This is a genomic window from Streptomyces sp. NPDC029836, from assembly GCF_055574495.1.
Window position 1 is genome coordinate 318,292 of record NZ_JBVHZI010000005.1, and the last position, 23,128, is coordinate 341,419.

A 23,128-nucleotide genomic window follows, 5' to 3' on the forward strand; every position below is an offset into this window, starting at 1 on the left:
GCCGTTCGGGGGTCCGACGGCCCCGCCCTGCCCGTGTCGGGGTCAGTCGTCGGCCAGGATCTCCTTCGCGGCGTTGCGGCCCGTCGCCACGCAGGCCGCGACGCCCACGCCCTCGTACGCCGCTCCGCACACCGTGAGGCCGGGGAGCTTGCCGACGGCCTCGCGGATGCGCGTCACCCGCTCCCGGTGGCCGACGCCGTACTGCGGCAGGCCCCGGTCCCAGCGGGTGACGCGGGCGGCCAGGGGTTCGCCCATGGGGCCCACCGCGTGGTGGAGTTCGGCGATGGCGGTGCGCACCAGGTGTCGGTCGGGCCGGTCCAGCACCTCGTCCTCGCCGATCCGGCCGATGGAGGCGCGGAGCACGAACACCGAGGGGGCCGAGTCGTGCGGCCACGCCCACTTGTTGGAGAGGAACGAGGCGGCCTTGAGGGCGTGGCCGTCCACGGGCGGGACGAGGAAGCCGTTGCCCTCGGGCAGGAAGTGGGACCGCGCCCGGGAGAAGGCCATGGTGACGACGGCGGTGGAGGCGTGCGCGATGCCCGCGAGCTCCTCCTCGGCGAGGGGGGAATGGGGGCGCAGCAGTTTGGCGGCGGCGAAGGCGGGGAGCGCGAGGATCACGGCGTCGGCGTCCATGGTCAGCGGGCCGTCGGAGGTCATCGCGTGGACGCGCCAGCCGCCGCCCGGCAGCCGGTGCAGCGAGCGGGCCGTGGTGGAGGTGAGGATGCGCGCGCCGCAGGCCCGCGCCACGGCCTGCGGGAAGCGGCCCGTGCCGCCGGCCACGCCCTGTACGGCCACCGCGGCCGAGCGGGGGGCGCCCGCGGCCCGCATCCGGCGCAGGGCGGGCAGCAGCGGGGTGCCCTGTTCGGCGAGGGCGGCGACGCGGGGCATGGCCGCGCGCAGCGAGAGGCGGTCGGCGCGGCCGGCGTAGACCCCGCCCAGCAGGGGTTCGACCAGGCGGTCGACGGCCTCCCGGCCGAGGCGGGCGCCGAGGTAGGCGCCGACGGAGCAGTCCGCGGTGAGCGGGGCGGCCGGCAGGGTCTCCTCCGCCTCGGCCCGCCGGACGCCCTCCGGGGAGAGCAGGCCGGTGCCGGTCAGGGCGCCGGGGTCGGTGGGGATGCCCATGACGTGCCCGGCGGGCAGCGGGCGCAGGGCGCCGTGGGTCCAGACGGTGGTGGGAGACCGCGCCGGGTCGCACAGGGCGTTGCCGAGGCCGACGGCCGCGGCCAGTTCCACGGCCTCCGGTCGCAGCGCCATCAACGATTCGGCGCCCTCGTCGACGGTGACGCCGGCGAGGGTGCCCGTACGCAGCTTGCCGCCGACCCGGGCCTGGCCCTCCAGCACGGTGACGTCCGCGCGGCCGCGCAGTTGCCAGGCGGCCGCGAGACCGCTGATGCCGCCACCGACGACGATCGCTGAACGCATTGTCTTCTCCTGCGGCCGTGGGCGATATGTTCCCTCATTGAACATATGGGACGGGTGGGGTGCGGCGCATCGTGCTTTCGGTCAGGGCCGCCACGTCCCGCGGGTACGGGAAGCTGCCCGGCTCGTACGCGCAGTACGGATCCGCCGCCAGCACGTCCCCGGTGGCGCCGTACGCCCGCGACCGCGAGCCCCCGCACACCGCCTTGTACTCGCACGCCCCGCACCGGCCGCGCAGCAGCGCCGGATCGCGCAGCGAGGTGAACAGCTCCGACTCCCGGTAGACCGAGGCCAGCGCGCGGTCCTTGACGTTGCCGCCGGACAGCGGCAGGAAACCGCTCGGGTGCACCTCGCCGGTGTGCGAGACGAAGACGAAGCCGCGCCCCGAGGAGACGTCCATCGGGGCCCGCCGCACGGCCCGTCGCGCGCCCGCGAAGAGCCCGAGGTCGTCGGCGCGGGCGCGCAGCCGCTCGTACAGCGGACCGAGGGCGGGGCGCTCGCCGCGCGCGTCGAGCACGCTCCGCTGGAGCGCGACCCGGCGGAAGTGGTGGCCCTCGGTGGTCTTGGTGGCCATCACCGCGCCGCAGTCGTACAGGAAGTGCAGGACGTCCTCGATCTCCGCCGGGGCCAGCGGGTCCATGCTCCGCGCCCGCCCGGTCGGCACCAGCAGGAACCCCGACCACAGCATCGCGCCCTCGCGCCGGACGAGGGCCGCGATGTCGGCGAGGTCCTCCAGGCCCGCGCGCGTGACCGTGGTGTTGACCTGCACCTTCAAGCCCAGCTCGCGGGCGGTTCGCCAGCCCTGGAGGGTCCGCTCGTACACGCCGGGGACGCCCCGGAAGGCGTCGTGCCGGGCGGCGGTGGAGGCGTCCAGGGACAGCGACAGGGCCACCGCGCCGGCGTCCCGGACGGCTTCGAGGTTCTCCCGGGTCAGGGTCGGGGTCCCGGAGGGGGAGACGGCGACCCGCAGCCCGAGCGAGGTCCCGTACGCGATCAGGTCCGTGAGGTCGGCGCGCTGGAAGGGGTCCCCGCCGGTGATCACGAACAGCGGACCGGGCCGGCCGAAGGCGGCGCTCTGCTCCATCACCCGCCGGGCGTCCGCCCCGTCCAGCTCCCGGGGGTCGCGGGCCGTCAGGGCCTCGGCCCGGCAGTGCTGGCAGGCCAGCGGGCAGGCCCGGGTGGCCTCCCAGATGACGAGGAAGGGACGCTCGGCGACCGCGTGCCGGGGCCGGCGCACGACGGTGGGCCGCTTCACGACAGTCGCTCCCAGCCCCGCCTCGGCGGCCGGTTCGCCTGCTGTCGGGGATCGCGCCGCCGGTAGACCACGTAGGGCCGGACCAGGTACTTCAGCGGCGCGGAGAACATGTGCACCAGCCGCGAGTACGGGATCAGCGCGAACAGGGTGAGGCCGAACAGGACGTGCAGTTTGAAGACCAGCGGGGCGCCGGCCATCAACGCGTAGTCGGGCGTGAGGGTGAACAGGCTGCGGAACCAGATCGAGATGCCCTCGCGGTAGTTGTAACCGCCGGTCTGCCCGGTCGAGTTGAGGAGGGTGGCGGTCAGCCCCAGGGCCATCGCGCCGAGCAGGAAGGTGTACATCAGGTGGTCGCCGCGCAGGGTCGCCCGGCGGACCGCCGGGACCGTGAACCGGCGGTACACCAGGATCCCGATGCCCGCGGCGGCCGCGACGCCCGCGACGGCGCCGGTGGAGACGGCGAGGAGGTGGTAGGCGTGGTCGCTCAGCCCGAGGGCGTCGGTCCAGTCCATCGGGATCAGCAGGCCGACGACGTGGCCCACGACGACGAACAGCATGCCGAAGTGGAACAGCGGGGAGCCGATCCGCAGCAGCCGGGACTCGTGCGACTGGGAGGAGCGGGTGGTCCAGCCGAACTGGTCGTACCGGGCCCGCCAGGCGGTGCCCGCGACGAGCAGGGCGATCGAGACGTACGGCAGCACGCCCCACAGCAGGAGGTCCATCAGGCCGTCCTCCTTCCGGTGGTGGGCCAGGGCAGGTCGGCGGTCCGACCCGCGGGAAGGCCGCCCGCGAGCACCGCGGGGAAGTCCGCCGGCAGCTCCTGTGGCGGGTCGATGCCCGGGCCGAAGGGTTCGAGGGCCGAACCCGCGCCCACCAGCTCCTGCGGCGGCCCGTTGCGCGCCAGCGCCCTGGCCGCCGCCCGGGTCCGCGGCGAGGTGCCGGGCAGCGCGGCGCAGACGGCCTCCAGGACCCGGGCGTACGGGGACCCGGACTCGGTGAGCGCCAGGCGCAGCAGCTCCAGCCCGGCCCGGTGCTCCTGGAGCAGCTCGGTGCCGGCCTCCTCCCGCAGCGCCGCGAACTCCAGCGCCACCGGGAGGAAGTCGGGCAGCTCCTCGCCGGCGAACTCCAGCCCGAAGTCCCGGTAGATCCGCTTCAGGCGGACGAGGGACAGGCCGCGCCGGCGCGTGTCGCCGTCGGTCCACCAGGTCAGGTAGAGGCAGCGCCGGTTGCGGGTGTCGAACGTGGCGGTGTACTCGGCGCACAGCTCGATCGGGCCGAGCCGCTCGGTGTGGTCGAGGAACGCGCCGAGCAGCGCGGCCGGTTGGGCGGGTGCCCCGGCGAGGGCCGCCCGGAGCCGGGGGAGCTCGTCGTGGAAGTGCTCGCCCGGGTACTGCAGGGCGCGGCCGGCGACCAGGCGTACCAGGCCATGGGGGTTCACGAACTCCTCCTGGTGGGGCTGAGGTTGAGCATCACGCGGCGCTCGGCGGGTTCGGCGGGCCCGGCCACGGGGCAGCCGGCGTCGAGCGGGTGGGTGTCGGCGAGCGCGTCGGCGTCGGGGCGGGCGGCCGTGGGGACCACGTACCGGTCCTCGATCTTGGCGATGGCCAGCAGCCGGAACATGTCCTCCATCTCGCGGCCGGTCAGCCCGACCGCGGCGGCGATCGACTCGTCCTTCGGCTCGCCGAGGTTGATCTTCCGCATGTGGGCCCGCATGGCCGCCATCCGGCGCAACACCGCCTCGACGGCGTACGTGTCGCCCGCCGTGAGGATCGCCGCCAGGTACGCGACGGGGATGCGCAGCGCGTCGATCGCCCCGAACAGGTTGCCCGCGTCCTCGCCGTCGCTGCCGGTGGCGGCGACCGCCTCGACGACGGGGGACAGCGGGGGGACGTACCAGACCATCGGGAGGGTGCGGTACTCCGGATGCAGGGGCAGGGCGACCTGGTAGCCGGCGATCAGGTCGTACACGGGGGACCGGCGGGCCGCCTCCAGCCACTCGTCCGTGATGCCGGCCGCCCGGGCGGCCGCGGCCACGGCCGGGTCGTGGGGGTCCAGGAAGCAGTCCAGCTGGGCGGGGTACAGGTCGTGCTCGTCCTCGACGGCCGCGGCCCGCGCCACCGCGTCGGCGTCGTAGAGCATCACGCCGAGGTAGCGCATCCGGCCCACGCAGGTCTCGGAGCACACGGTGGGCATGCCGACCTCGATGCGCGGGAAGCAGAACGTGCACTTCTCGGCCTTGCCGGTGTGGTGGTTGAAGTACACCTTCTTGTACGGGCAGCCCGTCACGCACATCCGCCAGCCGCGGCAGCGGTCCTGGTCGACGAGGACGATGCCGTCCTCCTCGCGCTTGTACATCGCGCCCGAGGGGCAGGAGGAGACGCACGCCGGGTTCAGGCAGTGCTCGCAGATCCGCGGGAGGTAGAACATGAAGCTCTGTTCGAACTCGAAGCGGATCTTCTCGCCGACCTCGTCGCGGATCTTCTCCACCATGGGGTCCTTCGGCGCGTGCGCGGGGGCGCCGCCGAGGTTGTCGTCCCAGTTCGGACCCCATTCGATCGTGTCGATGGGCTCGCCCGTGAGCTGGGAGACGGGCCGGGCCGTGGGCATGTCGTCGCCGGCGGGGGCCTCGGTGAGGTTCTTGTACTCGTAGGTCCACGGCTGGTAGTAGTCGTCGATCCCCGGCAGGTCCGGGTTCGCGAAGATCTTGCCGAGCTTGGCGAGCCGGCCGCCCGCCCGCAGCCGCAGCCGGCCGGAACGGGTGCGCTCCCAGCCGCCCTTCCACTTCTCCTGGTCCTCCCAGCGGCGCGGGTAGCCCTGGCCGGGGAGGGTCTCCACGTTGTTGAACCAGACGTACTCGGTGCCCTGCCGATTGGTCCACGCCTGCTTGCAGGTGACCGAACAGGTGTGACAGCCGATGCACTTGTCGAGGTTCATCACCATCGCGATCTGTGCCATGACGCGCATGCGGATCAGTACTCCACGTTCTGGTCGCGGCGGCGGATGACCGTCACCTCGTCGCGCTGGTTCCCGGTCGGGCCGAGGTAGTTGAAGGCCCAGGTCAGCTGGGCGTAGCCGCCGATCAGGTGGGTGGGCTTGAGCATCACCCGGGTCAGCGAGTTGTGGATGCCGCCGCGACGGCCGGTCCTCTCCGTCTTCGGGACGCCGACCGTCCGCTCCTGCGCGTGGTTCATGTAGACCGTGCCGGGCGGCATCTTGTGGGAGACGATCGCGCGGGCGGTGACCACCCCGTTGCGGTTGACCGCCTCGATCCAGTCGTTGTCCGCGACCCCGATCGCCTCGGCGTCCTGCGGGGACATCCACACCGTCTGACCGCCCCGACCGAGCGTCATCATGTACAGGTTGTCCTGGTACTGGCTGTGGATCGCCCACTTGTTGTGCGGGGTCAGGTAGCGGACGGCGACGGTCTTGCCGTCGACGACGCCCAACTCGGGCTCCCCGTAGAGGGTGTGCATGTTCAGCGGCGGCTTGTAGACGGGGAGGGACTCGCCGACCTCGTGCAGCCAGTCGTGGTCGAGGAAGAAGTGCTGGCGGCCGGTGAGGGTGTGCCAGGGCTTGAGGTGCTCGGTGTTCACGGTGAAGGCCGTGTAGCGGCGCCCGCCGGCCTCCGAACCCGACCACTCGGGCGAGGTGATCACCGGGACGGGCCGGGCCTGGGTGTCCGCGAAGGTGATCCGCTTGCCCTCGGCCTCGGCGGCCAGGTGCGCCATGTGCGTGCCGACCTTCCTCTCCAGCGTCTCGAACCCCTGGGTCGCCAGCCGCCCGTTGGACGTGCCGGACAGGGAGAGGATCGCCTCGCAGGCCCGCCGGGCCGTGTCCAGACGCGGGCGGCCGTCCGCCACCCCACCCCTGACCAGGCCGTTCTTCTCGCCGAGGTAGGTGACCTCCTCGGCGACGTCGTAGGTGATGGCCTTCGTCGTCACGCCGAGCCGCTCCACGAGCGGGCCGAGCGCGGCGAACTTCTCGCCGACCGCCCCGTAGTCCCGCTCGACGACCGTCAGGTCGTACATGGTCCGCCCCGGTACGGGCGGGCACTCGCCCTTCGACCAGTCCAGGGCCACCCCGCCCGGCTGGGCCATCTCGCCGCCCGCCGTGTCGTGTTGGAGCGCGGTCGCGACGAGGTCCTTGCGGACGCCGAGCCGGGGCCCGGCCAGCTCGCCGAAGCGGCGGGCGATCGCGAGGAAGGCGTCGTAGTCGGAACGGGCCTGCCAGGGCGGGTCCACGGCCGGGGTGAACGCGTGCAGGAAGGGGTGCATGTCCGTCGAGGACAGGTCGTGCTTCTCGTACCAGGTGGCCGCCGGGAGGACCACGTCGGAGAGCAGCGTCGTGGACGTCATCCGGAAGTCCATGGACATCAGCAGGTCCAGCTTCCCCTCGACGTCCGCCTCCCGGTAGGTGACGTCCTTCGGCTCGCAACGCGGGCCGTCCTGCGGGAGGTTGGAGTGGGTGCCCAGCAGGTGCTTGAGGAAGTACTCGTTGCCCTTGGAGCTGGAGCCGAGGAGGTTGGCCCGCCACACGTTGAGCACCCGCGGCCAGTTGCGCGGGGCGTCCGGGTCCTCGCCGGCGAACCCCAGGGTGCCGTCCTGGAGCCGGCGCACCGCTTCGCCGACCGGGTCCTCGGCCTCCGCCAGCTCCAACGGGTTGCGGTCGAAGGTCGGGTACGAGGGCATCCACCCCATGCGGGCGCTCGCCGCCAGGCAGTCCGCGCCCGTCATCCCCGCGAACGCCCCCGACGCCAGCGGCGAGGCCAACGCCTCGGCGGGCAGGGTGTCGTAGCGCCACTGGTCGGTGTGCAGGTAGAACCACGCCGCGCCGATCATCTGGCGCGGCGGCCGCGACCAGTCGGAGGCCGCCGCGAGGGTGGCCCAGCCGGTGACCGGACGGCACTTCTCCTGCCCGACGTAGTGCCCCCAACCGCCGCCGTTGCGGCCCTGGCAGCCTGTGAGGGTGAGCAGCGCCAGGAAGGACCGGTAGATGGTCTCGGAGTGGAACCAGTGGTTGGTGCCCGCCCCCATCAGGATCATGCAGCGGCCCCCGGAGCGCTCGGCCGTCTCCGCGAACTCCCTTGCCACGCGCGCCGCCTGGGCGGCCGGCACCGAGGTCAGCGACTCCTGCCAACCGGGGGTGCCGGGCTGCGAGGCGTCCTCGTACCCGGTGGGCCACTCGCCGGGCAGGCCCGGGCGGCCGACCCCGTACTGGGCCAGCATCAGGTCGAAGACGGTGGTCACGAGCCGGTCGCCGAGCCGCCGCACCGGCACCCCGCGACGGACGGCGGCGCCCCGCTCGTCGTCCTCGAAGCGCGGCAGGACGATCTCGGCGCTCGCGCCCTCCCCGAGGAGGGACAACCGGGGCACGGTGTCCCCGAGGTCCAGGTTCCACTCGGGCGTCTCGTTCTTGCCCCAGCGGTGCCCGAGCGTGCCGTTCGGCACCACCGGCTCACCGGTGGCGTCGTCGACGAGCACGGTCTTCCACTCGGCGTTCTCGGTGTCCTGCCCGAGGTCGGCCGCGGTGACGAACTTGCCCGGCACCAGGCCCCGTTCGGTTTCCGTCAACGAGACCAGGAACGGCAGGTCCGTGTACGTGCGGACGTAGTCGGTGAAGAAGGGGGTCTCCCTCTCCACGAAGAACTCCTTGAGGATGACGTGCCCCATCGCCAGGGCCAACGCCCCGTCCGTGCCGGGGTGCGGGTGCATCCACTCGTCGGCGAACTTCGTGTTGTCCGCGAAGTCCGGGGAGACGGTGACGACCTTCTGGCCCCGGTAGCGGGCCTCCGTCATCCAGTGCGCGTCCGGAGTACGGGTCACCGGGACGTTCGAGCCCCACATCATCAGGTACGCCGCGTCCCACCAGTCGCCCGACTCGGGCACGTCCGTCTGGTCGCCGAACACCTGCGGCGACGCCACCGGGAGGTCCGCGTACCAGTCGTAGAAGCTCAGCATCGGGGCGCCGATGAGCGAGTGGAAGCGGGCGCCCGCCGCGTGCGAGGCCATCGACATCGCGGGGATCGGCGAGAAGCCGGCGACCCGGTCCGGGCCGTGCTCCGCGATGGTGTGCACGTGCGCGGCGGCGATGATCTCGGTCGCCTCCTCCCACGTGGCGCGCACCAGACCGCCCTTGCCGCGCGCCCGCTGGTACGCCCGGCGGCGCTCCGGATCGCCCTGGACGTCCGCCCACGCGGCGACCGGATCGCCCAGACGGGCCTTGGCCTCGCGGTACATCTCCAGCAGCGTGCCGCGCACGAGCGGGTAGCGGACCCGGGTGGGGGAGTAGGAGTACCAGGAGAACGAGGCACCGCGCGGGCAGCCGCGCGGCTCGTACTCGGGGCGGTCCGGACCGACGGACGGGTAGTCGGTCGCCTGGGTCTCCCAGGTGATGATCCCGTCCTTGACGAACACCTTCCAGCGGCAGGAACCCGTGCAGTTCACGCCGTGCGTGGAGTGCACGACCTTGTCGTGGCTCCACCGGTCCCGGTAGAAGGCCTCGGCGGCCCGGCCGCCCGTCCGGTGCACCGTACGCAGGTCGTCGGACACTTCGGCGCGGGTGAAGAAGCTGCCCGCCCGGAGGAGCGACTCGACGGCGTTCGGCCGCGCCTGTTCCCGGTATTCGGGCCGCGCCCGGTCCGGGTGGTCGGGCCGCGCCCGGTCCTCGGGACGACCCTGGTTCTCCTGGCTGCCCCAGCTCTTCCGACGCTCGTGCACAACGATCCTCCAGGGCGGGAAACGGGACGGAACGGGCCCCGAATCGACGCTACGCCCGCCGTGCGCGCCAACCCGGTGACAAAGGTCCCGTCCACCCGTGACCTCCTTCCACACTTTCGCGGGCCGAGCGGGTCCACCCTGGTAGGGGCCTCAACTGCGCGGGGTCGCGCGGCGATCGGCCACAGCACCAGGCACCAGGAGGAGGGCGCGGCGGTGGCAGCCGACGGATACCGCTGGATCCCGGACCAGCACGGGGCCTGGGCGATGCTGGCGGTGCCCTTCCTCGCGGGCACCTTCCTCGCGCCCCGACCCGGCGCCGCACACGTCCTGCTCCTCGTCGGCTGGCTCCTCGGGTACGCCGCCGTCTTCCACGCCCAACAGTGGCTGCGCCTCAGGGCGCGCGGCCTGCGCTCGGCCGCCCGGCACGGCCGTCCGGCGGTGGTCCTGGGCACCGCCGCCGGGGCTGCGGGCCTACCCCTGGTGGCGCTCCACCCCTGGCTGCTGCTCGCGGGCGCGGCGGCTGCGCCCTGCGTCGCGGTGAACACCCGCTACGCGGTGCGGGGCCGGGAGCGGGCGCTGGTCAACGGCCTGGTCGCGGTGGTACCGGCCTGCGGGATGCTGCTGGTCGCGGCCCGGCTCGGCGGCGCGGACCCCGGGGCGGTGTGGCGGCCGGCCCTGGCCTGCCTGCTGTACTTCGCGGGGACCGTGCCGTACGTGAAGACGATGATCCGCGAACGCCGCTCCCGGGCGTACCGGCGCGGCTCGATCGCCCACCACGCGGTGGCCCTGGCGGCGGCGAGCGCCCTGTCCCCCTGGCTGGCCCTCCCCTTCGCGGCCTGCCTCGCCCGCGCGACCGCCCTCCCGAGCCGAGGCCTGAAGCCCCCGCTGGTCGGCGCGGTCGAACTCACCCTCTCGGCAGCCCTCCTGACCACCCTGTTCCTGGCGTTCTGAGGGGCGGTACGGGCCGTTCCGGCCGGGCCGGCCCGGCTGCCCGGGGGCTAGATGGCTTCCTTGCGGGTCAGGAAGTTGAACGAGATCCAGCCCGGGAGGACCGGGAGCCAGAAGGTCATCGTGCGGAACAGGAGCACCGCCGAGATGGCGATGTCGCGGTCCAGGCCGGCCGCGACCAGGCCGACCACGAGCGCGGCCTCCACCGCGCCGATGCCGCCCGGGGTCGGGGCCGCCGAGCCCAGGGCGTTGCCGGCGAGGAAGACCACCGCGATGCTCGCGTAGCTGATGTCCTCGCCGCCGCCGACGGCCCGGATCGAGGCGTCCAGGCACAGGACGAAGCAGCCGGTCAGCAGCAGCATGCCGCCGATGCCGGTCAGCAGCTTCTGGGGCCGCTGGAGGACATCGAGCATGCGCGGGACGACGCCCGCGAACAGGGCCCGTACCCGGGTCACGACGAACTTCCGCAGGAACGGGACCGCCGTCACCACCAGCACCAGCACCGCGACCGTCAACAGCCCCGCGATGACCGCCCGGGACGGCGTCATCTCCGGGGTCTTCTCGGTGCCCGTCAGGTAGCCGAACGCGAGCAGCAGCAGGACGTGGCTGGCCAGTCCGAACAGCTGCGAGGCGCCGACGCTCGCCACCGCCAGCCCCGGCCGGATCCCGGCCCGCTGGAGGAAGCGGGTGTTCAGCGCGACGCCGCCGATCGCGGCCGGCGCCACCAGCTTCACGAAGGAGCCCGCCACCTGGGCGACCACCGTCCGCAGGAACGGCACCCGCTCGGGTACGAAGCCCAGCAGGCTCATCGCGGCGGCGAAGTAGCTGAGCACGGAGAACGCCAGCGCCGCCCCGACCCAGCCCCACTGGGCGTTCGAGATGATGGTCCCGAGCTGCAGGTCGGCGATCTGCGACAACAGGAAGTACGCCGCGAACGCCGCCGCGATGAACGACACCAGCGTGCGCGGTCTGATCCGCTCCAGCCGGGCCGGCTCCACCGGCGCCTGCGGGCGGATGAGCAGCACCTGCCGGCGGATCTGGCTGAGGAGGTCCTCCTCCCGCGCCTCTTCCAACGCCTCGTCCAGCGCCCGCTTCTCCGCCTTGCGCTCGGCCGCCGGGCTGGTCGACGCGGCCGCCTGCTCGGCGCCCGCCTCGCGCTCGGCCTTCGCCGCCCGCGAGGACTCCAGTACGGCCTCCCGCTCCCGGGCCGCCCGTTCCCGGGCGAGCCTGCGCAGCGTCGAGCGGGTGGAGCGGCTCAGCGCGATCGGCTGGAGCAGCGGCAGACAGTCCGCCACCGCGTCGGGGCCGAGCACCGAGACCGCCGAGGCCACCGACCGCTCCGGCCCGACCCGCAGGCCCAACGTCGTCAGCAGCTGCGCGATGTCCATCCGCAGCACCAGGTCACCGGCCGCGATCTCGCCGCCCCGCAGGTCGGTGAGGATGACCTTGCCGGAACGATCCACCACCAACGCGTCCCCGGTGAGCCGGCGGTGCGCGATGCGCCGCGACTGGAGGGCCCGTACCTGCTCCCACGCGTTGCGGGACAGCTCGTCGGTGATCTCCTCGTCGGACAGCGCGTCCAGGCTCCGCCCGCCCAGGTGCTCGTAGACGAGCATCACGGCGTCCGGCCCCAACTCGGAGGTGGCGATCAGCTTCTGCGCGTTCGCCCCGGCCGCGATGGCCGCGTACGCGAGCAGGGCCTCCTGCTCCAGCGCCTGGCGCAGGGACTGGATGCTGCGCCGCGTGGTGATCCCGCGCAGGGTCAGCCGGCGCCACACCCGGTAGAAGAAGCCCTGCGCCTGCTGTTCGCGGTCCACGACGGTGACGTCCAGGGCGGGCCCGTCCTCCAGGGTGACGTGGTAGCGCCGCCCCCGGTCACCGGCTTCGGCGCCGTCCCCGTCGGGGGCCTCCGCGCGCATCGCGCTGACCGGCTGGAAGCCGACGCGGCGCAGTCCGGCGAGGAGGTTCTGCCCGGTGGGCCGCACGTTCGGCGAGCCGACCGCGTACAGGGTGCCGTACGCGACGCTCCAGCCGATCAGCACGGTCAGGATGATCGAGAACGGCGTGGTGTAGCCGCTGACCAGCATCGCGAAGGCGTCCAACAGCAGGACCACCCACAGCGCGACCCGCCAGCGCGGCCGCCGGGTCATCCCGACGGCCGTCATGTACGCGATCACCGGCGCGAGGTAGCCGTGCACCGGATCGGTCAGGGCCCCGGCGACCCCGGTCGGCCGGGTGAGGGCGTCCTGGACGGTGGCGGAGGCCGCCTGCGAGACCCACAGGTCGGTGGCGAGGGTGACGCCGTGCGCGAGGACGGCCGCGAGGACGCCGTCGGCGATCCGCAGCCCGTCGCGTTTGATCAGCCGCTCGATGGCGAAGGCCACCGGGACCAGCAGCACGGCGATCGAGGACACCAGGCCCGCGACCTTGATCAACAGGTCGGGCGCCTGACCGGTGCCCTTGGTGATGTCCTGCTCCAGGCCCGCGGTGGTGGCGTGCGCGAAGGCGGCGATGCCGAGGACGACGGCGATGCCGAGGATGCCGGCGAGGAGGCGTACGAGGTCGGAGGGCCGGTGCACGCGGGCGGCGAGCAGCGGCTCGTCCACCTCGACGCGGTCGGCGGCGGTGGGGTGGTGACCGGGCGGGTCGTCGGGGTGGGCGTCGTCGTCGGTGTCGTCGTCGGTGTCGGCCCTGGGGCCGGCGTCGGCGGGGTGCGCGGCACCGGCCGGGCGCACCGCGGCGCTGTCGGGGCCCGCGTGGGGTTCCGTTCCGGGTTCCGTGCCCGACGCCGCGCCGGCGCCCGCGTCCGCGGGCGTGCCGGGGCGCGCTTCGGCGGGGGCGGCGGTGTCCGGACCGGGGGCGGGGCCTGTGCCCGCGTCCCCGCCGTCACCGGCGCGACCGCCGCGACGACGGCCCTTGCCGCGGCCCTTGCGGCCGCCCCGGCCCGCGCCCGGCGTACTGCCGTCCGGAGGGCTCACACCCTGCTCCTTCGCCGTCACATCCGTCTCTTCTTGATCACGTATCACCAGTCACCGCCCGGAAGATGGTGGCACGGACCGGCGGTCGGCCGGGGCAGCAGGGTGCGCGCCGGTATGGAACCGAAGCTTCCGTCCGGATGTCGGTGGCATCGGGCAGCATGGGCCGGATGAGCGAGGAGCTGCCCGACTACGCGGAGCGGGTGCTGGAAGCGGCCGAACGGATTCCGCCCGGCCGGGTGATGACGTACGGGGACGTCGCGGAGTGGCTCGGCGAAGGCGGACCCCGCCAAGTCGGGCGCGTCATGGCCCTGTACGGAGGGGCCGTCCCCTGGTGGCGGGTCGTGCGCGCGGACGGCCGACCCCTGCCCGGCAGCGAGCGGCGGGCCCTGGAGCGCTACCGCACCGAGGGCACTCCGCTGCGCGAGACGCCCGCCGGGGAACCGCGGCTGGCCATGCGGCGGGCCCGTTGGGACGGGAGTGACGAGCGGGGCGGAGGCGACGAGGCTCACATCTGACAGCTTCGGCCATGCGGAGCGCCGACGGGCGGTCGAAGGCCCGTACGGGGGACGACATCCAAGGCCTCCGGGGCGACGTCCCACCCCCGGCCGGGGGACTGCGGCGGCCGACGCGATTGGCGTAGCGTGGCCCCTTCGGCTCACGCGACGGGTGCGGCCACCGCAGTCCTCGTCGCCGCCGACACCACCGCAGCGACCGCAGCAACCGCAGACCCACCAGGACCGGCACCTCACGTGATCACCTCTTCCTCCGGCCGCTCAGAGCGGCGTACGCGGGCTGCCGACGCGTACCGCCTGGTGCGCACCGGGCCGGAACAGGTGGCTCCCCCTGTGCTGGACGCAGCCCAGCGCGCGGTGGTTGATCACACCGCCGGACCGTTGCTGGTCCTGGCCGGACCGGGCACCGGCAAGACCACCACCCTCGTCGAGGCCGCCGCCGCCCGCGTCGAGGCCGGGACCGACCCTTCCCGCGTCCTGATCCTCACCTTCAGCCGCAAGGCCGCCGTGGAACTGCGCGACCGCGCCGCCCTGCGCCTCGGCGGCGCCCGCGCCCCGCAGGCCACCACCTTCCACTCCTTCTGCTACGGCCTCGTCCGCGCCCACCAGGACCACGAACTCTTCGCCGACCCGCTGCGGCTGCTGTCCGGCCCCGAGCAGGACGTCATGGTCCGCACCCTGCTCGAAGGCCAGCGCCGGTCGCGGTCCATCCGCTGGCCCGACGACCTGCGGGCCGCGCTCACCACCCGCGGCTTCGCCGACGAGGTCCGCGCCGTGCTCGCCCGCGCCCGCGAACTCGGCCTCGGCCCGACCGCGCTCGACTCCTTCGCGACCCGGCTCGGCCGCCCCGACTGGAAGGCCGCCGCCGCCTTCCTCTCGGAGTACCTCGACGTCCTCGACCTCCAAGGCGCCCTCGACTACGCGGAACTCCTGCACCGGGCCGTGCTGCTCGCCGAGGGCACCCCGGCCCTCGCCTCCGCGTACGACGTGATCCTCGTCGACGAGTACCAGGACACCGACGCCTCCCAGCTGCGGCTGCTGCGCGCCCTGAACGGCCCCGCCGGCACGCTCGTCGCCTTCGGCGACCCCGACCAGTCGATCTACGCCTTCCGCGGCGCCGACATCAACAACGTCCTGGACTTCGAGTCCGCCTTCCCCGGCGCGGCCGTGCGGGCCCTCACCGTCGGCCGCCGCTCGGGCTCCGCCCTGCTCGCCGCGACCCGACTGCTCACCACCCGCATGCCGGTGCCGCGCCTGCCGTCCGCCGCCGTCAAGGCCCACCGGGCGCTCCAGCCGGTACGGGAGGGCGGGCGCGTGGAGGTGTGCACGTACCCGACGGCCGGGTCCGAGCTGGACAACATCGCCGATGTCCTGCGCCGCGCCCACTTGGAGGACGGGGTGCCCTGGCAGGACATGGCAGTCCTCGTCCGCGCCGGCGGCCGCACCCTCCCGGCGATGCGGCGCGCGCTCATCGCGGCGGGCGTCCCGGCCGAAACCGACGCCTCCGCGACCGCGCTCCGCCACGAACCGGCCGTGGCCCCCCTCCTGACGGCCCTCCGCCTCGCCGCCACGGCGGCCACGACGCCTCCCCCCGCCGACCTGGCCGGGGGCCCGGACTCCGACCCGGATGCGCCGACGCGGGCGGGGGGCCCGGACTCCGACCCGGATGCGCCGACGCGGGCGGGGGGCCCGGCCGCCGCACAAGCGGACGGTGCCGCTGCCGGCGACGGGGTCGACGTCGCCGCCCCGCCCACCGGGGGCGACGGCTGGGTCGGGGTCGAGGACGCGCTCACGTTGCTCGGGTCGCCGCTCGGTGGGATGGACGCCGCCGACCTGCGGCGGCTCGGTCGGGCGCTGCGCGACGAGGAGCGGGCCGCCGGCGTCACCGCTCCCGCGCCCTCCGACGTCCTGCTGGCCCGCGCCCTCGCCGAACCCGAGCGGCTCACCGCCCACGACCCCGCCTACGCCCGCGGCGCGCAGCGCCTCGGCCTGCTCCTGCGCAAGGCCCGCGAACTCCTCCAGGGCGGCGGCACCGCCGAAGAGGCCCTGTGGGCCCTGTGGGACGGCACCCCCTGGCCGCAGCGCCTGGAACGCGGCGCCCGCCGCGGCGGCGCCGCCGGCCGCAACGCCGACCGCGACCTCGACGCCGTCTGCGCCCTCTTCGACAACGCCGCCCGCGCGGAGGAACGTACGGGCGGCCGCGGCGCGCTCAACTTCCTCGAACAGCTCGAAGCCGAGGACATCGCCGCCGACACCCTCACCACCCGGGCCGTACGTCGCGACGCCGTCACCCTGACGACCGCCCACCGCTCCAAGGGCCTCGAATGGGGCCTCGTCGTCATCGCCGGGGTACAGGAAGGACTCTGGCCCGACCTGCGCCGCCGCGGCTCCCTCCTCGAAGCCGACCGCATCGGCCGTGACGGCCTCGCCGAACCCCTCACCCCCGGCGCGCTCCTCGCAGAGGAACGGCGGCTCTTCTACGTCGCCGCCACCCGCGCCCGCCACCGCCTCGTCGTCACCGCCGTCAAGGCCCCCGCCGAGGACGGCGACCAACCCTCCCGCTTCCTCACCGAACTCGGCGTCACCCCCAAGGACGTCACCGGCCGCCCCCGCCGGCCCCTCGCCGTACCCGCCCTCGTCGCCGAGCTGCGCGCCACCACCGTCGACCCCGACGCCTCCGAGGCCCTGCGCGACGCCGCCGCCCGCCGCCTCGCCCGGCTCGCCGCGCTCACCGACGACGACGACCGGCCCCTGGTCCCCGCCGCGCACCCGCAGCGCTGGTGGGGCCTGTACGAACCCACCCTGAGCACCGTCCCGCTCCGCGACCGGGACCGGCCCGTCGCCCTGTCCGGCAGCGCCCTGGACCAGCTCGCCAACACCTGCTCCCTCCAATGGTTCCTCGGCCGCGAGGTCAAGGCCGACGCCCCCTCCACCGCCGCCCAGGGCTTCGGCAACGTCGTCCACGTCCTCGCCGACGAGGTCGCCTCCGGCCGCACCCCCGCCGACCTCGCCGTCCTGATGGAACGCCTCGACTCCGTCTGGGACGCCCTCGCCTTCGACGCCCCCTGGAAGTCCCGCCAGGAGAAGGACAACGCCCGCGCCGCCCTGGAACGCTTCCTGCGCTGGCACACCACCGACCGCGGCGGCCGCGCCTCCGTCGCCACCGAGCACGACTTCGACGTCACCCTCGACGCGGGCGAGTACGCCGTACGGATCCGCGGCTCCATGGACCGCGTCGAGGCCGACCCGCAGGGCCGCGCGTACGTCGTCGACTTCAAGACCGGCAAGGGCGCGCCGACCAAGGACGAGGTCGCCCGCCACCCCCAGCTCGCCGTCTACCAGCTCGCCGTCCGCGAGGGCGCCGTCGACGAGGTCTTCGACGGCCTGCGCCCCGAACCGGGCGGCGCCGAACTCGTCCAGCTGCGCCAGGGCGCCGGCAAGAAGGACGGCGGCGACGAGGTCCCGAAGATCCAGGCGCAGCAGCCCCTCCAGGACGGGACCTCCGGCGAGTGGGTCGGCGACCTGCTCGCCACCGCCGCCGGCCGGGTCCTCGACGAACGCTTCGCCCCCGCCACCGGCGAACACTGCGTCCGCTGCTCCTTCCGCAGCGCGTGCAGCGCCCGCCCGGAGGGCCGCCAGACCGTGGAATGAGCCGCCGGAACGAGCCGCCGGGACGGGCCCACCCCGAGGGCCGGCCGGCGGCCGGCGGCGAGGACTGTCGGTGCGGGCGGCTAGCCTTTCGAGGTGACCGCGTACGAGTCCGGGCGCCCGCCCGTCCTCACCGATCCCGAGCAGCTCAAGGAGCTCCTCGGGATCCCCTTCACGCCCGAACAGATGGCCTGCGTCACCGCCCCGCCCGCCCCCCAGGTCGTCGTCGCGGGCGCCGGCTCGGGCAAGACGACCGTCATGGCCGCCCGCGTCGTGTGGCTCGTCGGCACCGGAGCGGTCGCCCCCGAACAGGTCCTCGGACTCACCTTCACCAACAAGGCAGCCGGCGAACTCGCCGAACGCGTCCGCAAGGCCCTCGCCCGCGCCGGCATCAGCGACCCGGACCCCTCCCCGGCCGACGTCGAGGCCGGCACGGCCGGCGGCGAGCCCCGGATCTCCACCTACCACGCCTTCGCGGGGCAGCTCCTCAAGGACCACGGCCTGCGCATCGGCCTGGAACCGAGCGCCCGCCTCCTCGCCGACGCCACCCGCTTCCAGCTCGCCGCGAAGGTGCTCCGCGAGGCCCCCGGCCCGTACCCGTCCCTCACCAAGTCCCTTCCCGACCTGGTCGGGGACCTCCTCGCGCTCGACGGGGAACTCTCCGAGCACCTCGTCGACCCCGCCCGGCTCCGCGCGTACGACACCGCCCTGCTCGACGAGCTCGTCGACGTCCGGCTCAGCAACGAGGACCTGCGCAAGGTCCCCGAGGCCGTCCGAGGCCGCCTCGAACTGCTGGAGCTCGTCTCCCGCTACCGGGCCGCGAAACGCTCCCGCGACCTCTTCGACTTCGGCGACCAGATAGCCCTCTCCGCGCAGCTCGCCACCACCCGACCCGAGGTCGGCGCACTGCTGCGCGAGGAGTTCCGCGTCGTCCTCCTCGACGAGTACCAGGACACCTCCGTCGCCCAGCGGCTGCTGCTGTCCGGGCTCTTCGGCGGCGGCACCGGCCACGCCGTGACCGCCGTCGGCGACCCCTGCCAGGCCATCTACGGCTGGCGCGGAGCCTCCGTCGCCAACCTCGACGACTTCCCCGAACACTTCCCGCACGCCGACGGCGCCCCCGCGACCCGCCTCTCGCTCAGCGAGAACCGGCGCAGCGGCGGCCGGCTCCTCGAACTGGCCAACGGCCTCGCCGCCCCGCTTCGCGCCATGCACGAAGGCGTCGAGGCGCTGCGCCCCGCCCCCGGCGCCGAATGCGACGGGTCGGTCCGCTGCGCCCTGCTGGAGACCCACGCCGAGGAACTGCAGTGGCTCGGCGACTCCGTCGCCCACCTGGTGCGCACCGGCCGGGAACCCGGGGAGATCGCCGTACTGTGCCGCTCCGCCGCCGACTTCGCCCGCATCCAGGCCGTCCTGGTGGACCGGGACGTGCCGGTGGAGGTCGTCGGCCTGTCCGGGCTGCTGCACCTGCCGGAGGTCGCCGACCTGGTCTCCGTGTGCGAGGTGCTCCAGGACCCCGGGGCCAACGCGGCCCTCGTCCGGCTCCTCGTCGGCCCGCGCTGGCGGATCGGCCCCCGCGACCTGGCCCTCCTCGGGCGCCGGGCCCGACAGCTGGTCGCCCGCCCGTCCGGTCCCGACGCGGGGCCCGACGGGCGGCTCGCCGCCGCCGTCGAAGGCGTCGACCCGGCGGAGATCGTCTCCCTCGCCGACGCCCTGGAGACCTTCCTCGACGGGGCCGGCCGCACCCCCGACGAACTGCCCTTCTCCGCCGCCGCCCGCGTCCGCTTCGCGCACCTCGCCCAGGAACTGCGCGACCTGCGGCGTTCCCTCTCCGACCCGCTGATGGACGTACTGCACCGGGTCCTGGCCGCGACCGGGCTCGATGTCGAGCTGGCCGCGTCCCCGCACGCGCTGGCGGCCCGCCGCCGCGAGACCCTGTCCCACTTCATGGACGTCGCCGCGGGCTTCGCCGCCCTCGACGGCGAAGCCACCCTGCTCGCCTTCCTCGGCTTCCTGCGCACCGCCGCCCAGTACGAGAAGGGCCTCGACCACGCGCTGCCCGGCGGGGAGAACACTGTCAAGGTGCTCACCGCACACAAGTCCAAGGGGCTGGAGTGGGACGTGGTCGTCGTCCCCGACCTGTGCGCCGGCTCCTTCCCGAAGGAGAAGCCGCCGGAGGCCTGGACCTCCTGGGCGAAGGTCCTGCCGTACGGTCTGCGCGGCGACACCGCGACCCTGCCCGCGGACCCCGCCTGGACCTCGGCGGGCCTGAAGTCCTTCAAGGCCGCCCTCAAGCAGCACAAGGCCGTCGAGGAACTCCGCCTGGGCTACGTCACCTTCACCCGGCCGCGGTCCCTGCTGCTCGCCTCCGGCCACTGGTGGGGCCCGACCCAGAAGCGCCGCCGCGGCCCCTCCGACTTCCTGACCGCCCTGCACGACCACTGCGCGGCCGGCTTCGGCGAGATCGAGGCCTGGGCCGAGGAGCCCGCCGCCGACGCCGAGAACCCGGCCCTCGCCGCGGACGCGAACCCCGAGCAATCCTGGCCCCTGCCCCTGGACCCCGACTCGCTGGCCCTGCGCCGGCGGGCCGCCGCCCTCGTCGAGGCCCACCTGGCACGTCCCCCGGCCCCGGACGACCCCTACCTCTGGCCCCCGCACTGCGAGGACCCCACGGACGAGGCCCCGTGGCCGGACCTCCCCCCGGCCCCCACGCCACACGCGTCCCGCACCGCCGGCCCGCACACCGCGCGGTCGGGCGTGCCGAACGCGCTGTCGGACGACCCGTGGGCGGGGGAGCCCGCCGTACCCGCCTCCCGCGCGGGTGTGTCGGACGCGCTGTCGGACGACCCGTGGGCGGGGGAGCCCGCCGTACCCGCCTCCCGCGCGGGTGTGTCGGACGGGTTGTCGGACGACCCCTGGGCGGGCGAGGCCGCCGTACCCGCTCCCCGTGCGCGGGGGGCGGAGCCGCGTCCGGACGACCCCTCGGCGGGTGCGACGCTCTCCCCGGCCGGTGGGACCGAGCTGCCGTCGGACGACCCGTGGGCGGGCGAGGACACGATGGCCGGGGTCGGCGAGTACGACCCCTGGGACGGCGCGGAACCGGCGCAGCCCGCCCGCGCCCGGCCCACCCGCCCCCACCCGGCGGGCCGCGACCACCCCCACCCGCCGGCCCCGGACCACGACGCCCCGCGCCCGGCGGGTCTCGACCACGGCCACCCCCATCCGGCGGCCCCGGACCACGGCGCCCCGCGTCCGGCGGGTCTCGACCACGGCCACCCCCATCCGGCGGCCCCGGACCACGGCGCCCCGCGTCCGGCGGGCCTCGACCGCGACCACCCCCATCCGGCGGAGCAGGGCCACGGCGCCCCCGCCCCGGCGGGGCAGGACGACGACCCGTGGGCCGGGGAACCCTGGGCGGCGGCGGCAGCCGCCGGGTCCGGGGCCTCCGCCGGCCCCCACCGCCCGGCCGGCCAGGCCACGGTCACGGCCGAGGAGGCCCGCGCCATCGCCTCCTGGGACCGTGACCTCGACGCCCTGGAGGGCGAGCTCCGCCGCGCCCGCGCAGCCGTCCGGGACGTCGAGCTGCCCGCCGCCCTCTCCGCGAGCCAGCTCCTGCGCCTCGCCGCCGACGAGCAGGGCTTCGTACGCGATCTCGCGCGCCCCATGCCCAAGCCCCCGCAGCCCGCCGCGCGCCAAGGCACCCGTTTCCACGCCTGGGTCGAGTCCCGCTTCGATGAACTGCCGCTGCCGCACCTCGACCTCCTCGACCCCGTCGCCGAGCTGCCCGGCTCCGACCAGGAGATCGCCGACGAGGCCGACCTCGACTCCCTCAAGGCGGCCTTCGAGCGCAGCGAGTACGCCGAGCGGACCCCGTACCGGATGGAGGCCCCCGTCCAGCTGACCCTCGCCGGCCGGGTCATCCGCGGCCGCATCGACGCCGTGTACCGCGACCCCGACGGCTCGTACGAGGTCGTCGACTGGAAGACCGGCCGCACCACCCAGGCCGACCCGCTCCAGCTCGCCGTGTACCGACTGGCCTGGGCGGAAGCCACCGGCACCCCCCTCGACCGGGTCGGCGCCGCGTTCCTGCACGTCCGCAGCGGCCGGGTGATACGCCCCCGCGACCTCCCCGACCGGGCCCGTCTTGAGCGGATCCTCCAAGGCAAAACGGGCACGGACGGTGCCCCCCGGGCGGACGGTTAGGCTCGGGGCATGAGCGAGATCCAGGCGGACAGCGTCGTCCGCGCGTACATCGACACCCACCGCACCGCCTTCCTCGACGACCTCGCCGAGTGGCTGCGGATCCCCTCCGTGTCGGCCCAGCCCGCGCACGCGGACGACGTACGCCGCAGCGCCGACTGGCTCGCCGCGAAACTCACCGCGACCGGCTTCCCGGTCGTCGAGGTCTGGCCCACCGACGGCGCCCCCGCCGTCTTCGCGCACTGGCCCGCCGAGAACCCCGACGCGCCGACCGTCCTCGTCTACGGACACCACGACGTCCAGCCCGCCGCCCTCGCCGATGGCTGGCACACCGAGCCCTTCGAGCCCGTCGTCAAGGACGGCCGGATGTACGGGCGCGGCGCCGCCGACGACAAGGGCCAGGTGTTCTTCCACACCCTCGGCGTACGCGCGCACCTCGCCGCGACCGGCTCCGCCGCCCCCGCCGTGCACCTCAAGCTGCTCATCGAGGGCGAGGAGGAGTCCGGCTCCCCGCACTTCCGCGACCTCGTCGAGGCCCGCGCCCGGCAGCTCGCCACCGACGTCGTGATCGTCTCCGACACCGGCATGTGGTCCGAGACCACCCCCACCGTCTGCACCGGCATGCGCGGCGTCGCCGACTGCGAGATCGACTTCCACGGCCCCGACCAGGACATCCACTCCGGTGCCTTCGGCGGAGCCGTACCCAACCCGGCCACCGTCGCCGCCCGCCTCGTCGCGGCCCTGCACGACGAGGACGAACGGGTCACGATCCCCGGGTTCTACGACAACGTCGCCGAGCTGAGCGACGCCGAACGCCGGCTGATCTCCGAGCTGCCCTTCGACGAGGCCGAGTGGCTCCGTACCGCCAAGTCGCACGCCGCCTCCGGCGAGGCCGGCTACTCCACCCTGGAGCGCGTCTGGGCCCGCCCGACCGCCGAGGTCAACGGCATCGGCGGTGGCTACCAGGGCCCCGGCGGCAAGACCATCGTGCCCGCCTCCGCCCACCTGAAGCTGTCGTTCCGCCTGGTGTCCGGGCAGGACCCGTACGAGGTGGAGGCGGCCGTGAAGGACTGGGTCGCCGCCCGCGTCCCCGACGGGATCCGGCACTCCATCACCTTCGGCGCCCCCACCCGGCCGTGCCTGACCCCGCTGGACCACCCGGCGCTCCGGTCCGTCGTGCGGTCCATGGAACGCGCCTTCGGCCAGCAGGTCCGCTTCACCCGCGAGGGCGGCTCGGGCCCGGCGGCCGACCTCCAGGACGTCCTGGACGCGCCCGTCCTCTTCCTCGGGATCTCCGTACCCTCCGACGGCTGGCACTCGCCGAACGAGAAGGTCGAGATCGACCTCCTCCTCAAGGGCGTGGAAACCGCCGCCCACCTGTGGGGCGACCTCGCCGAGCACTGGAAGACCGGCTGAGTCCGCCCGCACACCCACCCACCGCCACGCCTGCCT

The 23,128-nt window shown here is 74.6% G+C and carries 12 protein-coding genes; 5 read left to right on the forward strand and 7 right to left on the reverse strand.

Features of this window, described 5'->3' with window-relative positions; genetic code table 11:
* Positions 1 to 42: 42 nt before the first annotated feature.
* From hemG to ACZ4XJ_RS18000, 6 genes are read right to left on the reverse strand one after another with little or no spacing between them, the layout of a single operon-like run.
* Positions 43 to 1,422, reverse strand: coding sequence for a protoporphyrinogen oxidase (gene hemG / locus ACZ4XJ_RS17975; RefSeq protein ID WP_468496708.1), 1,380 nt, complete (start codon positions 1,420 to 1,422; stop codon positions 43 to 45).
* 34 nt (positions 1,423 to 1,456) lie between these two features.
* Positions 1,457 to 2,674, reverse strand: coding sequence for a TIGR04053 family radical SAM/SPASM domain-containing protein (locus ACZ4XJ_RS17980; RefSeq protein ID WP_468496709.1), 1,218 nt, complete (start codon positions 2,672 to 2,674; stop codon positions 1,457 to 1,459).
* A complete protein-coding gene (gene narI, locus ACZ4XJ_RS17985; protein WP_468496710.1) occupies positions 2,671 to 3,396 on the reverse strand; it encodes a respiratory nitrate reductase subunit gamma in 726 nt (241 codons plus the stop codon). The genes ACZ4XJ_RS17980 and narI overlap by 4 nt, the downstream gene beginning before the upstream one ends.
* Entirely contained in the window at positions 3,396 to 4,112 is a 717-nt protein-coding gene (narJ, locus tag ACZ4XJ_RS17990) for a nitrate reductase molybdenum cofactor assembly chaperone (RefSeq protein WP_468496711.1), read from the reverse strand. The genes narI and narJ overlap by 1 nt, the downstream gene beginning before the upstream one ends.
* Positions 4,109 to 5,638, reverse strand: a complete 1,530-nt coding sequence (gene narH / locus ACZ4XJ_RS17995) for a nitrate reductase subunit beta (protein ID WP_468496712.1) — start codon at positions 5,636 to 5,638, stop codon at positions 4,109 to 4,111. Before narH ends, narJ begins: the two co-directional genes overlap by 4 nt.
* A gap of 5 nt (positions 5,639 to 5,643) precedes the next feature.
* On the reverse strand, positions 5,644 to 9,390 hold the full coding sequence (locus tag ACZ4XJ_RS18000) for a nitrate reductase subunit alpha (RefSeq protein WP_468496713.1): 3,747 nt from the start codon (positions 9,388 to 9,390) through the stop codon (positions 5,644 to 5,646).
* A 213-nt stretch (positions 9,391 to 9,603) separates the two neighbouring features.
* Between ACZ4XJ_RS18000 and ACZ4XJ_RS18005 the strand changes: the two genes are divergently transcribed.
* Positions 9,604 to 10,341: a YwiC-like family protein gene (locus ACZ4XJ_RS18005; RefSeq protein WP_468496714.1), complete on the forward strand. Its 738-nt coding sequence runs from the start codon at positions 9,604 to 9,606 to the stop codon at positions 10,339 to 10,341.
* 47 nt (positions 10,342 to 10,388) lie between these two features.
* On the opposite strand, the gene ACZ4XJ_RS18010 is transcribed toward ACZ4XJ_RS18005, so the two are convergent.
* Positions 10,389 to 13,364, reverse strand: a complete 2,976-nt coding sequence (locus tag ACZ4XJ_RS18010; protein ID WP_468496715.1) for a lysylphosphatidylglycerol synthase transmembrane domain-containing protein — start codon at positions 13,362 to 13,364, stop codon at positions 10,389 to 10,391.
* Between the two features lie 110 nt (positions 13,365 to 13,474).
* Here ACZ4XJ_RS18010 and ACZ4XJ_RS18015 point away from each other — a divergent pair, with 110 nt between their 5' ends.
* The 4 genes from ACZ4XJ_RS18015 to ACZ4XJ_RS18030 all read left to right on the forward strand — a co-directional run bounded on the left by ACZ4XJ_RS18015 (position 13,475) and on the right by ACZ4XJ_RS18030 (position 23,092).
* Complete coding sequence (locus ACZ4XJ_RS18015; protein ID WP_468496764.1) at positions 13,475 to 13,831, forward strand: MGMT family protein; 357 nt, start codon at positions 13,475 to 13,477, stop codon at positions 13,829 to 13,831.
* A 234-nt stretch (positions 13,832 to 14,065) separates the two neighbouring features.
* Positions 14,066 to 17,479 carry an ATP-dependent helicase gene (locus tag ACZ4XJ_RS18020; protein WP_468496716.1) on the forward strand — a complete coding sequence of 1,138 codons (3,414 nt, stop codon included), beginning with the start codon at positions 14,066 to 14,068 and terminating at the stop codon, positions 17,477 to 17,479.
* 183 nt (positions 17,480 to 17,662) lie between these two features.
* Positions 17,663 to 21,679: a UvrD-helicase domain-containing protein gene (locus ACZ4XJ_RS18025; protein ID WP_468496765.1), complete on the forward strand. Its 4,017-nt coding sequence runs from the start codon at positions 17,663 to 17,665 to the stop codon at positions 21,677 to 21,679.
* A gap of 9 nt (positions 21,680 to 21,688) precedes the next feature.
* Positions 21,689 to 23,092 carry a dipeptidase gene (locus tag ACZ4XJ_RS18030; protein WP_468496717.1) on the forward strand — a complete coding sequence of 468 codons (1,404 nt, stop codon included), beginning with the start codon at positions 21,689 to 21,691 and terminating at the stop codon, positions 23,090 to 23,092.
* Positions 23,093 to 23,128: the final 36 nt, after the last annotated feature.